General features: G+C 62.4%; 13 protein-coding genes. 7 read left to right on the top strand and 6 right to left on the bottom strand.

Annotated features, from left to right (window positions below; all coding sequences use genetic code 11):
* Position 1: 1 nt before the first annotated feature.
* On the bottom strand, positions 2 to 1687 hold the full coding sequence (locus FKM97_RS01210; protein WP_143957313.1) for an MFS transporter: 1686 nt from the start codon (positions 1685 to 1687) through the stop codon (positions 2 to 4).
* Entirely contained in the window at positions 1674 to 2447 is a 774-nt protein-coding gene (locus FKM97_RS01215; protein WP_143957314.1) for a hypothetical protein, read from the bottom strand. Before FKM97_RS01215 ends, FKM97_RS01210 begins: the two co-directional genes overlap by 14 nt.
* A gap of 146 nt (positions 2448 to 2593) precedes the next feature.
* Here FKM97_RS01215 and FKM97_RS01220 point away from each other — a divergent pair, with 146 nt between their 5' ends.
* From FKM97_RS01220 to FKM97_RS01235, 5 genes are read left to right on the top strand one after another with little or no spacing between them, the layout of a single operon-like run.
* Positions 2594 to 3226 carry a hypothetical protein gene (locus tag FKM97_RS01220; protein ID WP_143957315.1) on the top strand — a complete coding sequence of 211 codons (633 nt, stop codon included), beginning with the start codon at positions 2594 to 2596 and terminating at the stop codon, positions 3224 to 3226.
* A 1-nt stretch (position 3227) separates the two neighbouring features.
* Entirely contained in the window at positions 3228 to 5222 is a 1995-nt protein-coding gene (locus FKM97_RS01225) for an MFS transporter (RefSeq protein ID WP_143957316.1), read from the top strand.
* Positions 5219 to 6229: an ABC transporter substrate-binding protein gene (locus FKM97_RS01230; RefSeq protein ID WP_143957317.1), complete on the top strand. Its 1011-nt coding sequence runs from the start codon at positions 5219 to 5221 to the stop codon at positions 6227 to 6229. The genes FKM97_RS01225 and FKM97_RS01230 overlap by 4 nt, the downstream gene beginning before the upstream one ends.
* Positions 6230 to 6278: 49 nt before the next feature.
* Complete coding sequence (locus tag FKM97_RS26170) at positions 6279 to 6959, top strand: GNAT family N-acetyltransferase (RefSeq protein WP_170240677.1); 681 nt, start codon at positions 6279 to 6281, stop codon at positions 6957 to 6959.
* A complete protein-coding gene (locus FKM97_RS01235; RefSeq protein WP_170240678.1) occupies positions 6956 to 8083 on the top strand; it encodes an alanine racemase in 1128 nt (375 codons plus the stop codon). Before FKM97_RS26170 ends, FKM97_RS01235 begins: the two co-directional genes overlap by 4 nt.
* 21 nt (positions 8084 to 8104) lie before the next feature.
* Here FKM97_RS01235 and FKM97_RS01240 read toward each other — a convergent pair whose 3' ends face one another.
* A complete protein-coding gene (locus tag FKM97_RS01240) occupies positions 8105 to 8440 on the bottom strand; it encodes an STAS domain-containing protein (protein WP_143957319.1) in 336 nt (111 codons plus the stop codon).
* Positions 8441 to 8449: 9 nt separating this feature from the next.
* Positions 8450 to 10114, bottom strand: coding sequence for an ATP-binding protein (locus FKM97_RS01245; protein ID WP_170240679.1), 1665 nt, complete (start codon positions 10112 to 10114; stop codon positions 8450 to 8452).
* A gap of 113 nt (positions 10115 to 10227) precedes the next feature.
* On the opposite strand from FKM97_RS01245, the gene FKM97_RS01250 reads away from it, so the two are divergent.
* Positions 10228 to 11331 (top strand): RuBisCO large subunit C-terminal-like domain-containing protein, encoded by a 1104-nt coding sequence (locus FKM97_RS01250; RefSeq protein WP_143957321.1) that lies wholly within the window; start codon positions 10228 to 10230, stop codon positions 11329 to 11331.
* Between the two features lie 22 nt (positions 11332 to 11353).
* Positions 11354 to 11800 (top strand): cupin domain-containing protein, encoded by a 447-nt coding sequence (locus FKM97_RS01255; protein ID WP_143957322.1) that lies wholly within the window; start codon positions 11354 to 11356, stop codon positions 11798 to 11800.
* On the opposite strand, the gene FKM97_RS01260 is transcribed toward FKM97_RS01255, so the two are convergent.
* Both FKM97_RS01260 and FKM97_RS01265 read right to left on the bottom strand, forming a co-directional pair.
* Positions 11797 to 12216, bottom strand: a complete 420-nt coding sequence (locus FKM97_RS01260; protein WP_143957323.1) for a hypothetical protein — start codon at positions 12214 to 12216, stop codon at positions 11797 to 11799. The genes FKM97_RS01255 and FKM97_RS01260 overlap by 4 nt on opposite strands.
* Complete coding sequence (locus tag FKM97_RS01265; RefSeq protein WP_143957324.1) at positions 12213 to 13058, bottom strand: TIGR02587 family membrane protein; 846 nt, start codon at positions 13056 to 13058, stop codon at positions 12213 to 12215. The genes FKM97_RS01260 and FKM97_RS01265 overlap by 4 nt, the downstream gene beginning before the upstream one ends.
* Positions 13059 to 13070: the final 12 nt, after the last annotated feature.

The raw sequence follows: 13070 nt of genomic DNA on the forward strand, positions 1-13070 counted from the left end.
TTCAGTCAGCCCCCGCCGCTGGCCGCGCTCTGGAAGTGAAGTGGCTTGCCATCGCCAGGACCAGACCCACGGCCACCGGCGCGATCAAGTCATTGACAGTGTAGCCGCCGGAGAGGCCGAGCACCACGATGCCTGCGATCATCCCCGCGGGCAGTCCGCCAAACGCAACACCCCTTTCCGTGCGCCCACCGAAAATGGCCGCCAGGCAGACCAGGCCAGTCAGCGCAGTCGCAAGGCCTCCGGTGAGATAATCGTCATAGCCCGGACCGCTTGGGATCCAGACGAGAATGACTGCACCGCCGATTGCGCCGAGGGAGGCCGCAGCCAGCCAGCCCGAGAGCTCGGCTCCATGCGGATGAGGAGCGTCAACGCCAGGGCGGTTCCGCAGCAGCGGCATCAGTGCGGCGGAGAGAACGAGACCGCAGCCGATAGCGAGGAACCCCATTCGTCGGCCCACCGCCTCTCCGACAAGCCCTCCGAGCAGGGGCCCGGCGCATAAAGCGGCAAACACGGTGAGCCTGACGATAGGCTTGGAGAGACTGGCGCTGTTCAGCGCTGCAGCAAGGAACAGCCCCAGCCCTGCGCCGGCACAGGCGCGCAACAGCACGAACAGCAAATAGGAATGGGACCAGGCAACGAACGCGGTGGCGATGCCCGCCAGGACCAATCCGGCCCACCCACAAGCGTGTCGCACATGGCCCGGGAGACGGCTGGCACCTAGCGCCGCGATCGACACGGCTGCGATCTCCGCCATGAGGACGACGCCAGGCCACCACGCCGCCGACACGGCTGACCATTCCCGATCGATGGCATAATTCGCGATGAAGGGGGCGGCCGCCATGTAGCAACCGACCACGATCGAAGCCGGCCATGCGGCAATCTTGGCCCTGGCCACGAAGGACGACGGCCCCGCGCCTGCCGCAGTCTGCTCGTTGACCTCAGCGAGAAGGGGATCCAGCCTTTCCTTGAGGCTTCCGTCGAAATCGATGGCCTGGACCGTGGCAGCGGCATCCTCTAGACGCCGCTGGGCCTCTCGGACCGGTTCGATGCAGCGATCCAACCCGCGCAGGGCAGCGACGACGATGCCGCGGCCGATGGGGGGTGGTGCGGTCTTGAAATGCCCGTCTCGCGCCAGGGCAAGGGTATGGGCAAGCTGACGCTCTGCAGTTCTGAGATGGTAGACGAGAAACAGGTAGGACCCGAGCCCTGCCAGCACGCCGCAGAGAAGGGCTGCGACGGCGACGGCGGCTTCAAGCCGGCTAACCGCGCCGGCAACCAGGGGGGATGCCACCTGAAGAATCAAGCTTCCTGCCGGCTGCGCCGCGACCTGAAGGGGAAAATTGAGCCCCTCGATGTCCCCACCCGTGGAAAATAAGATCTTTCCTGCCGCATCGACGATGGCCAAACCCTCAACCTGCGGCGCCCCGTCAGAGACGTGCTTGAGATACTCGGTAACGCCGTTCAACCGGTCGAGGGGAATTCCGTAGCCCAGCGCCTTCTCGATCTGGCTGGTGACGGCCCGGCCAACCGCCTCGGCGCCTCCCTGAGTCGCCTCCGAGAGCACCGGAAGGCTCTCTCGCTCGGCTCCCTGCAACATGGCATAGCCGCCTGCACCGACGCAGAGCGCGACGATCACAGCGAGCACGCCCGCCAACAGCCAGGATGGGAGCGCCTCAAGCCGCCGCATCTTGCTCCTTGTCCTCGTCCAGCGCCAAGATCGCGGAAACCGTCCGGTCCAGCTCGACCACCCGTGTGGCGACCGCCGCGCGCGCCTCGTCGGCAAGAAGGCCAAGGCCGCTGGTTGCGGCAACCGGCGACGTGCTGCTGAGATGAGACCGAACGTCGCGTAGCGGCGCCGTCGCCGCTCTTAACAACGCCCATGCGGAAAAGATGACGACGAGAACGGCACAAGGCAGCGCAATGGCCATCCGGCTCGTGAGGATCGATCCCACCGCGTCGGCGTGAAGCTCCCGAGAACTTCCCGCAAGGGTAATGGCCACATGTCCGACCGGCTCTCCGAAATCGTTGCGGATCACCTCGCCGACGACGATGTCCCCAAACTCCTCGACCCGCCAGCGACCGTAACCGAGGCTCCGCCGAATTGCCTCGTTCCAGCTTTCGCGCACCGGTTCTCCGATGCTGCCCCTGTCGGTGTTGAACTGTGAGGTGCCATTGGGCGAGAAGATCTCGACCGCGAGGATTTCGCTGTCTGCAGCTTGCGCTTGTTCGATCAGATCCTGGGCGATTCGGATTTCCGGCAGCGCCAGTCCGAGATTGACGTTTGCCTCGATCGAATCACGAAGCTGTGTGAGCACGAATTTGAGGTTGGATTCGGCCACTTGCACTTGCGAGCGGTCCAGGCTGCCATAGATCAGGAATGCGCAGAGACACAGTCCTGCGGCGGTTAAAAGCGCCAGGGCACAGATGAGGCGAGTGACGGGAGCCATCGTTACGCGATCGGCCTTATGGAAAAGACCGTTTGACGGTAACGGATGAGTTCCCCAATGTCACCGCTGGACAGTATTTCGCCATAATCTGGTCTCGCGGGCCACGCTTTATCTGCGAGATCATGCGACAGTAAGCGCTAGATCCCATGCTCCGCCTCGCTTTTCGAACGTTGCCGCTTTTCGCCGTCATCGTTGGCTTTGCCATAGCTCTCGGCGCGTACATGAATTTCAGCGGCGTTCGCGGTGCCTATCTCGAACTGATTCGCTCCCGCATGGAGGTCGTGGCCAAGGAATTGGATCGGGATGTGGATTCTGCGGTATCATTGGGTATCCCGCTTTCCGAGCAGATCACCCTCCCCGCCCTGTTGGCGCGCCAAGCCAGTGCGGACCCTCTGATCCTGTCCATCGATGTGGCCTCGCCTGAAGGCAAGACACTCTTCAGCAGCAAGCCGGACCGTGACGGAGCAACCGAGCCGTCCGATCATGACCCCGAGGCGCATGTTCTCAGTCATCGCATTTTGAACGATTTCGGTGCTTCGGTCGGCACGGTGGTGATCCGCTACAGCCGGGCGGAGACCTCGGCCAAGATCAGTGCGCTGGGCAAGGAGATCATCGGTCGTGCAGTGCCGGCAGGAGTGTTGGCCGTCTTGGCAGGATGCTTGGCGGCATTCCTCGTTCTGACCCGGTTGCACAACAAGGCCCGCACCGCGTCGCACCAGAATTCAAGCGACGCCATCGCTCGAGCCGAGTCCGAGCTTCACACGGTGGAGGCGAGCTGAGATGCGCAGCCTTCAGATCCGCCTCTCCGTAGCCCTCGTCGCCATCCTCATAGCGGCGCTTGCCTTCTTGTCCGTTCAGACCGCAAACCGCGCTGAAGGACTTCTTCTGCCTGAGGTGGAACGTAAGGCGGAGACTGTGGCGGGCTCCATCACGAGTCTCATCGATCGCGCGCTGGAAGTCGGCATACCCTTCTCCGACATTCAGGGCCTGGAGCCCTATCTGTCGCGAGTGCTGGCGGCGAACCCGGACTTCCAGTCGATCGGCATCGAGGATCTCGGGGGACGTCAGCTCTTTTCCGTTGGCACAAGATCCGGGGCAGGCGAGCAACCTGGGGTGCGCCTTCCCATAGGAGCGCAAGGCGCGCCGGTCGCCTATGTCTCCGTCGGGCTCGACCCGGCGTTTGCTCAGGAGATCGTCTACAAGCTGTGGATCGACCTCGCCATCGTCATGGTGGTCACGGCACTGGTGGCTCTGGAGCTTGTCTATATCAGCTTCGGTGCCGGCCTCTACGGCATCATCGAAGGCGTGGAGGCGAGGCTCCACAGCCTCGACCACGAGGATCTGCGCAAGCACCCCCCCGTCAACAATGATTCCGAGTTCGGACGCTTGGCGAATTTGATCGATGGACGCCTTGCCGCCGTGAACCAGCGATACATGGCCCTGCGCGATTCCCTGGCGACGAGCATCGGCGCCGCCCGTAGGAACGCGCTCGAGCTCGTCCGCAAGCGATTCAAGCTGGGAGACAATCCCCTGACGGCACCATTGTCCGTCGTTGCGATCCGCGCCCCGCTCTTCGTTTTTATGTTTGCCGAAGAGCTCACCCGCCCGTTTCTGCCGATCTACATCCAGCGCATTGCCACGCCCATACCGGGCCTTTCACCCCAGTTGGTGATCAGCCTGCCCATGGTGGTCTTCCTGGCCATCGTCGCCCTGACGCAACCAGTGCTCGGCGGGTTGACGGAGCGCTTCGGCCGGCGCCGCTCGCTGATTTGCGGAGCGGCATTCGGCGTCGCCGGCTACTGTGCCTCCGCCTTTGCCTACGACATCCTGGGGCTTGCGCTGGCGCGGGGATTGGCCGCCATCGGCTTCGCCCTGGTCTTTGTCAGCGCCCAAGGTTATGTCATCGACAGCACCAGTACGAGCCAGCGGGCTCGCGGCATGGCCGTGTTCATCGGTGCCATCCTGGTCGCCGGGCTCTGCGGCCCCCCCATCGGCGGCATCATCGCCGATCGCCTGGGCATCGAGGCCGCCTTCCTCATAGCGGCTTGCATGGCCGGCGCCAGCCTGCTTCTGGCATTGATCTGCATTCCGGAAATTCCCGGCCATAAGCCCTCGGGTCCACCGATCCGCTGGCGGGATTTCACGGCCACCCTGAGCTCACCCTCTTTGGCCGTCCTGCTCTTCTGCTGCGCCATGCCTGCCAAGATCATCCTCGTGGCCTTCTGCTTCTTTCTTATTCCCTTGCATATGGAGGCACTGGGTCAGGATCAGGCCGCCATCGGCCGGATGCTGATGATCTATCCCCTGATCATGGTCATGCTGGTGCCGACATTCGCCTCCCTCGCCGACAAATGGAACGCCCGCCTGGCCTTCGTCGCCGGCGGCGGCCTCATCGCCGGGCTGGGGAGCTTGGTGGTCTTGATCGATGCCACCAATGTTTTCGTGCTGGGGACGATGCTGCTGTTCCTCGGTATCGGTCAGGCCATCAGCATTGCCCCACAATCTGCCCTTGTCGGTGAATTTGGCAGAGACACGAGCCGTCCCGTCGGCGATGGAGCGCTTTACGGGATATTCCGGCTGGTGGAGCGGACCGGCAACGCGCTGGGCCCGGTGATCGCCGGTTTCCTCCTGGGGCTCTACGGCTTCACGGTCACGGTCGTCCTGATCGGTGCCCTGATGGCGGTCGGCTCGATTTGCTTTGGCGCCACCACATCCGGCTTCCGCAGTCGGAAACAAAAGCCAGTATCCCAACCCATGGGGAGCGAACCTGCATGAAACGCCGGCACTTCCTCGGACTGAGCCTTGCGGCTTCAGCATCGATTCTCACAGCGTCTGCCCACGCGCAAACGACATCAGCCGCGCCCAAGCGCATTTACCGCATCACCTATCGCGGCCGAACCGCAGTCGAGGAAGGCTTCGACGACTACCTCGCCGCCAATGGTGCCAAGGTGGAGTTCATCGAACGCGACGCGCAGCGCGACCCCTCGAAGATCCCCGGCTTCGTGCAGGAGATCCATGAGATGAAGCCGGACCTGGTTTACACCTGGGGCACGCCGGTAACCCTGGGAACCGCGGGACGCTACGATGCTGCGGAAAAGGCGAAATACATCACCGAGATCCCGATCGTCTTCGCCCTGGTCTCGGCGCCCGTGCAGGCGGGCATCGTCAAGAGCACGGAGCATCCGGGGCGCAACGTGACCGGCGCAGTCCACGTCGTCCCCACCGAAACCCAGCTGCGAGCGATGGAATCTTATCGCCCGTTCAAGAAGCTCGGCGTTCTCTACAGCCTCAACGAGCAGAATTCCGTCTCCATTGTGGAGGATCTCAAGAAACTTCAGGGGAAGCTCGGCTTCGAGCTTATCGAGCGCACCTTCCGAATGGTCGACGGCAAGCCGGTGGCCGACGGCATTCCCGAGCTGATCGCGGAGATCAAGGCCGCCGGTGCCGATTGGCTTTATCTCCTCCCCGATACCTTCCTGGGCACTCAATATTCTGTGGTGGCGCCGGCGGCCCTCAGCGAGAAACTGCCGACCTTCGGCGCGGCGGAACTGGCAATTCGTGAAGGGGGCGCCCTCGTCGCCCTCGTGGCCCGCTATTATTCCGTGGGCCAACTCGCCGCGTCCAAGGCTCTGAAAATCCTGGAACAAGGCATTCCACCCGAAGACATTCCGATAGAAACGCTCAAGCGATTTTCGTTGATCATTAACATGCCCGTTGCAAAACAGTTGGAACTCTATCCCCCAATTGAGATGCTGAATTATGCAGAGGTCCTGACGAGCTGATCTGGTACGGCTCGGGGACCATAATCCAGGGGAAGTCCGTGGGGGCGGCGTGACAGTGACTTCGACGGCGGCAGAGACGGCAGCCATGAATTGGCGCGTCCTCGGAATGGAGGACGTCGAGGCAATCTACCGGCTTCACATCGCCGCCACGGATGCTGTCGGCCGGCCGGATTTTATCCGTCCGGAGACCCTTGAGTTCTTCGTGAAAATGCTCTCCGGCGCAGGCATCATCGTCGGCGTTCACGACCTTCATGGCCTTCTGGCCTATGGAGTTCTGCAGTGGGACCTGTCGATCGAGGAGGATCCGCGCCCTGCTCTGCAGCTCACGGAAGCGGATTCCCTTGCCAAACTGGCTGGCGCCTCCGTCAGGCCGGGAACTTGGGGCAGTGGCTTGCATCGCCGAATGATCGACTGGCGCCGCGAGGAAGCCCGAGCCCGCGGCTTTCGGCATCTCTATGCGACCTCGGCACCTGGAAATGAGCGAAGCTGGACCAATCTCATCGAGGAAGGCCTGCAGATCCGCAGTATCCGGCAGCAATATGGGGGCCATTTACGCTACGTTATGGCTACGGATCTGGAAGACACTCGCCCATGGTCCTGCCAAGTGTCATGGTGCGACGTGAAAGATATTGCCGGCCAGAACACGATGTTGGCACAGGGCCTCGTCGGCTTCGCCTGGGAGAATCGCGAGGGCCGACGGATGATTTGCTATGGGCAGCGCCAGCCATGATCATGGGGCGACCGCCCATCCCCGGGACCCACCAGCCACTCAGCCACGCCACCCTTGAGGTAAACCTCGGCGCCGTGGCTGAAAACTACAAGGAAATGCGCCGGCGCTATGAGGGCACGGTACTGTCGGCCGTCGTCAAGAACGATGGCTACGGCTTGGGCCTGGAGCCGATCGTCCGTCGCCTCTCTGCGGAAGGCTGCACGCATTTCTGGGTGCTCGATCTAGCCGAAGGTCTTCGCGCCCGGGCGAGTGCGTCAGACGAAGCCGAGATTTGTGCTCTCCACGGCCTTCAGAACACAGCACCGGAGGAATTCGATCGACAGCGGGTTGTACCGGTCCTCGCGACGTTGGAGGAAGTCGCAGCAACCGCAGCAGCGGCCCGCCGCCTTGGCCGGCCTATCGTGGTGTCGGTTCAGCTGGATACAGGCCTGGGCCGCCTCGGCCTCTGCGAAGCCGAGGTCGCGATCTTGGCAGACCGCAGAGAGTGGCTGGACGTGCTGGAAATCAGGACCTGGGTCTCCCACCTCGCCTCCTTCGACGTCCCCGACGCGCCGTCCAACGAGGAGCAGCGCGAGAAGTTGGTGAATTGGGTCGGCCGCCTGAAACCTGCCCCGATCAGCCTGGCCTCCTCCGCGGGGATCTATATGGGCGCGCATTGGCACTTCGACGTCGCCCGCGTGGGAAGTGCTCTCTATGGCGTTCAGACCTCCGCCATTTGGCAGGACGGACTGCGCCCTTGTTACACTCTCCGAGCGCCCCTGCTGAGGGTCACGGAGATGCCGGAAGGGGCGTGTGTCGGTTATCGCCGGATGACGAGGCTCGGCAGAAGGTCCCTGATCGCAACGGCTCAGATCGGGTATGGCAACGGCCTTCCCCAGGCTCTGGCGAAATATGCCAAGGTCGACATTGCCGGACACCAAGTGCCCATAGTCGGCGGAATCGCCATGAATCTAGCAATGATCGATGTGACGGACGTACCGCGCGGCCTTGTGGACACCGCAACCGTTGCAACCTTTCTCGATGAGCGTCACACTGTCGATGATCTGGCGAGACAGATGGACTGCGCCCCCAATGCCATCCTCACCCAGGTCGGCGCCTGCACGCCGCGGATCTATCGAGATTGACCGGCGTCCGACCCGCCCCTGTCATGACCGCAGGGCAGCTATGGCACCATCCGTGGTGGGGTGGATCTGGAACAGCTTCGCAAACCCGCTGATCGTGAAGACTTCGTTCACTGGGCCGGTCATTCCCGATAGCGCCAGAGGGCGGCCCCGGGCCTTACTCTGCTTTGCCGCCATCAACAGCACCCGCAGCCCGGCGCTGGAAATATAGGTCAGTTGCGAGAAATCGACGACGATGCTGCTCTCGGCATCGAAAGCCGGCAACAAGACGGCCTCCAGGTCGCGGGCCGTATTGCTGTCCACTCGGCCGATCGGCGCAATGACGCTGATCCCTTCGCGCATCTCGCGGCTAATTTCCATTTACGCCTCCTATTGGCCGCTTGTCGCAGCTTTTTCTACGAGTTTGGTGAGCATGAGTTCGTTGCGGCCGTCTCGCCGCACATAGTCGATGCCGTCCATCATTTCCCGGACCAGGAATACGCCAAGCCCGCCGATCTCTCTGTCGTCTACATCGGCATCGAGGTCCGGCACCGGCGCTTCACGTGGATCGAACGGCGCAGCATCGTCGCTGAGCCGGACGACGACTTCAGGTCCATGTCGCTCGATGCGGAGATCGATCACATGCTCTTGTTCGTCCTTAAAACCATGGGTGATCGTGTTGGTCAGCAACTCGTCGAGCGACAGATTGAGGGCATGAGCAACGTCCGGACCAAACCCGTTCGCCTCGCAAAATGCTTCGACCGCCTCGGCGATCCGCTCGATCTCGGAAAGCGAATTGGCAACGCTGAGATGCAGTGCGGGGACAACCGGTTCTTCGGACACTGGAGGCCTTTTCCCATCCCTGATCGGATCGACCGTGAGGAGATCGATCACCCGATAGATCGTCTCGTGCCCGAACCGCTTCGGCAATGCCACCATATCATGATACTCGACACGATAGCGCGGCGAATAGGGAGCTCCCGTCATCGCCGCTTCATAGGCTCTTTCGTCCATCTCCGCCCTGAGCAAAGCGACGAAATTTTGCGAGGCGAAGACCTCTCCCGGGACGGCGATCGGCTCGATGCGCGCGGCCCGATTGACGTGGTGGCCGAAGATCATGCTCCGGCCGGTCAGGGGATGGAGACCGACGAAGACGGGACCGGCATGAAGGGCGATCCGAAACCGGGGCGAACGCTCCAGCCCATAGGTCTTCGGATCGATCTCGCGGACGGCCCGGGTCAATGCGGAGGCATAATCGGCGAGATCATGTGCTGTCTCTCCGGCCGCATGCACGGCATCACCCCACGTATTGATCAGGATCGGCGCCGGCGCCCGCAGATCCACCTCCTGCTGCGCCTCGCTCAAGAGGTCGAACAGCAACGGCAATTCCTCGTCGCCGAAATTGGTGAAGGTCGCAATGTCGGCGAACAAGATGGCCCGGATGGCCCGGGGGCTCAGCCCCACTTCGAGGCCGAATCGCTGCTGGCTCGACGAAGACGATAGTGGTGTGCCGCGCAGGTCGTCCAGATCGATGATCTGCAGCCGCTCCAGCTCCGGCCAGTGATCCATGAAATCTGCGGGGCTGCCGGGTTCGGGCGGGGCGCTGGGACTCCACAGCAGCAGCAGGGTGACCTGCGTATCGAGCGCCTCCGCCTGGAGCCGGGCGATGCCCTGAAGGACCTGATTGTTGAAACGGATCAGCAATTCGTCGCCCAGCAGGCGTTCCTCGCAGCTGATGTTGACGCTCGCAGCGCGATGGCAGAGCTGCTCGAATCGATCGATCCACTCGCGGCCCCCAGGCGCCACATACTGGCTCACGAAATCGTCGCGCTCGCAGGGGATGTGGATGTGGAGCTTGCCGCCCCGGCGGACGACCTCTTCGCCGAAAATGATGTCTCCTCCGGCGGAGGCGGAGGCGTAGCCGATGAGATCGCCGGGTCCATCAAGCTTGGTGCGCAAGGCCGACCGCACATCGCCCACCAGCGATTCCGGAAAGACTTCGCCGTCTGGATCGAGCCGCTGGCCTGCGAAAAGAATGATCTTCGGTGCTGTCATGGGCGACGCCGTCCGTGGGCTGGATCGGGAAAGAGCGAGGTGGTGCGCCATCTTGGCGCGATTTTTCTTAACGGTCAGCGTATAACCACCGCCCAGCAGCAGGGGAGACAGGTGTGACTGCGAGGCTGAAGGCTATCTACCATGTCCGGGGCGAGGCGGGGAGCATCGAAGCGCGAGCCCAGGCGATCGCCGTCGAGCAAAGCGTCGAAATGCCCGTCGATGCCATCGACGATGCGTTCGTTCTGTCCGAGATCGTCGGTCGGGTGGAGTCCATAGCGGAGATCTCGCCGGGAACATTCGAGGTGGAGGTAGGCCTGAGCGCCGAGACCATCTCCGACGATCCCGGCCAGCTCCTGAATATGCTCTTTGGCAACACTTCCCTGCATGACGACGTGACCTTGCACGACATGGTGCTTCCACCGGAGGTGATTGCCTGCTTTGGCGGCCCCCATCAGGGATTGGACGGCCTGCGCGCTCGGGTCGGCGCACGGGATCGCGCCCTCACCTGCTCGGCGCTGAAGCCCCAGGGCCTGCCGTCACCTGACTTGGCCGACCTCGCGCATAGACTGGCGTTGGGCGGGCTGGACTATATCAAGGATGACCATGGACTGGCCGATCAGGCCTTCAGTCCCTTTGCGCAAAGAGCCGCCGCCTGTGCCGAGGCAGTCCGCCTCGCATCGGAGTTCACCGGCCACCAGACCCGCTACATACCCAGTGTCAGTGGCCATCTGGATAGGATGCGGCAACAGCTCGAATTCGCTCGCGACGTGGGCATCGACACGGTCATGATCGCTCCCATGATTGCAGGCTTTTCAAATGTCTGGCTCCTGGCGCGGGAGTATCCGGATGTGGCTTTCCTCGCCCATCCCACCATGGGCGGAGCTTCTCGCATCGCGCCGACGCTGCTGATCAGCCGCCTCTTCCGCCTCGTGGGTGCCGACGGCGTAATCTTTCCCAACAGCGGCGGGCGGTTCGGCTATTCCCGCGAGACCTGCAAGGCCATCGCCGCCAGGGCACTTGAACCCTGGGAATCGTTGCAATCCAGCGCTCCAATTCCCGCCGGCGGCATGACGCTCGAACGTGTCCCGGAGATGCTCTCATTCTATGGCGCCGACGTCATCCTGCTGGTGGGCGGCGCGCTGTTGTCCGCCCGGAGCGAGCTGGTCGCTGCGACGAAGGCCTTCACAGCAGCGGTGGCCGATCATAATTATGCCTGAACCACGGAGCGTGAGCTGACAGATGATGCACCGCAAGGCGCTGGACGGATTCCGCTGGGATGGCATCGACCATCTTCCCTACAAGGAAGAGGGCTCGGTGCCGTTCAAGGATATTTCACGCCAGGTGCTGCTCTCGGCCCCTGAATTGAGCGGAGAGCTGCGCTATTTTGAAATGGGCCCTGAGGGTTTCTCAACCTTGGAGCGACACGAGCACATGCACGGTGTCATGATCTTCCGCGGCGAGGGTCATTGCCTGGTGGGCGACGAGGTGCGCTTTGTCCGCGAACGCGACCTCGTGACCATCCCCCCCTGGACTTGGCATCAGTTTCGCGCGACCGCAGGGGTCGCGTTCGGCTTTCTGTGCATGGTCAACACCCAGAGAGATAAGCCGCAACTTCCGAGCGACACGGAGCTGGAAGAACTGCGGACCAATCCGACGGTTCGGGCCTTTCTGGACGGAGAAATCTAGGGTCTGGTAAAGCTCTGGACCCTGATCTGCAGCTGATGCTCCGCCGGTGCACGTGTGAACTGAAGGCCCACGCGGCGCTGCGACTGCTGCGGAACGTAGTCGAGTGTCGCTTCACTTTCCTCCAAGACCGTCTCTCCGTCGCGGAGTTCCGCCGATATGACGACCCCCGCGGCTGCAGCATCGCCCTTGTTGTAAACATGAGCAATAACAACAAACCCCGCATCGACCTTTTGCGTTTCAGTCTGCTCGACGATCAGGTTCGGGATCCCGGGTGGTCGCGTGAAGTTGGAGTAAAGGAGGTAGCCGATGATGGCGACCACGAGAACGCCGCCAAAGCTTGCGAAGACCCATTCAAGCGGAGAGGTGCCGATACCCAGAAGCTCTTCGGAGTCGTTGTCGGGCTTGTTGTCGTTCATAGCGCCAGCCTCGCGACGGCAGCACCGATCGCCCCGGGGAAGCTCAACACGACGGCCATGATCAAGATGATCTGCAAACCGTTTTCGTCGGTCCGCGCGAAGACCCATAGAAGGAACAGGGAGACCATCAGCACCACGGCATAACCTGCCACTGTGAACCGCAGAAAGACTCCCCAGAACGTCTCCTCTGGCTTGCGACTGTGCGACCCTTGGAACTCGACGAGATAGACGAAGGCGTGCATGAGAATCAGGGAGGCGACGATCAGGATCACTTGCTGAAACGGTGACATGGAATAGGCGATGAGCTCGACCTCCTCCGTCGGCGCAATATTGAGCGACAGGAAAACCGCGCCGACACCCATGAGGAACAGCTCGCCCCAATAGCTGGGATTTGACTTTCGCCGTTTCTCCTTGCCTTTGCCGCCGCCAAGCTGGTTCTGGGCGAGCAACGCGCCGATGCTGCCGGGCACCATCTGCAGAGCCACCTTTCCCACCATTTCGCGTGTCGACATTTCCCCCGTCAGTTGGCCGAACACCCAAAGGATCGACAGCGCCGTGACGAAGGCAACCGCGACCCCGACAAGTGCATCGGCAATATCATCGCGCAGGCACACCGTGGAGCGGAATCCTCCATAGCGCGAGAGACCGACAAGGGCGGGGACCACGACAAGCAGCAACAACCCCAACCGCAGCGGATCCATGACGAAGCCGAGCTGCCACATCTCCATGGTCATGATCATCGGCAGGGAAAAGATCAGCGCACCGGCGATCGCCCGCGCGACGCCGACCATGAAATCCTCACGGGATCGAATGACGATCCTCGGTCCTGTCGCGGCGATCATGAATATCTTCCC

This window comes from Rhodoligotrophos appendicifer (genome assembly GCF_007474605.1).
GTDB classification, from domain to species: domain Bacteria; phylum Pseudomonadota; class Alphaproteobacteria; order Rhizobiales; family Im1; genus Rhodoligotrophos; species Rhodoligotrophos appendicifer.

Excerpts from the sequence above, each read along its gene's own strand:
- FKM97_RS01210 (WP_143957313.1), bottom strand. The coding sequence starts at position 1,687 with ATGCGGCGGCTTGAGGCGCTCCCATCCTGGCTGTTGGCGGGCGTGCTC.
- FKM97_RS01215 (WP_143957314.1), bottom strand. The coding sequence starts at position 2,447 with ATGGCTCCCGTCACTCGCCTCATCTGTGCCCTGGCGCTTTTAACCGCC.
- FKM97_RS01220 (WP_143957315.1), top strand. The coding sequence starts at position 2,594 with ATGCTCCGCCTCGCTTTTCGAACGTTGCCGCTTTTCGCCGTCATCGTT.
- FKM97_RS01225 (WP_143957316.1), top strand. The coding sequence starts at position 3,228 with ATGCGCAGCCTTCAGATCCGCCTCTCCGTAGCCCTCGTCGCCATCCTC.
- FKM97_RS01230 (WP_143957317.1), top strand. The coding sequence starts at position 5,219 with ATGAAACGCCGGCACTTCCTCGGACTGAGCCTTGCGGCTTCAGCATCG.
- FKM97_RS01235 (WP_170240678.1), top strand. The coding sequence starts at position 6,956 with ATGATCATGGGGCGACCGCCCATCCCCGGGACCCACCAGCCACTCAGC.
- FKM97_RS01240 (WP_143957319.1), bottom strand. The coding sequence starts at position 8,440 with ATGGAAATTAGCCGCGAGATGCGCGAAGGGATCAGCGTCATTGCGCCG.
- FKM97_RS01245 (WP_170240679.1), bottom strand. The coding sequence starts at position 10,114 with ATGACAGCACCGAAGATCATTCTTTTCGCAGGCCAGCGGCTCGATCCA.
- FKM97_RS01255 (WP_143957322.1), top strand. The coding sequence starts at position 11,354 with ATGATGCACCGCAAGGCGCTGGACGGATTCCGCTGGGATGGCATCGAC.
- FKM97_RS01260 (WP_143957323.1), bottom strand. The coding sequence starts at position 12,216 with ATGAACGACAACAAGCCCGACAACGACTCCGAAGAGCTTCTGGGTATC.
- FKM97_RS01265 (WP_143957324.1), bottom strand. The coding sequence starts at position 13,058 with ATGATCGCCGCGACAGGACCGAGGATCGTCATTCGATCCCGTGAGGAT.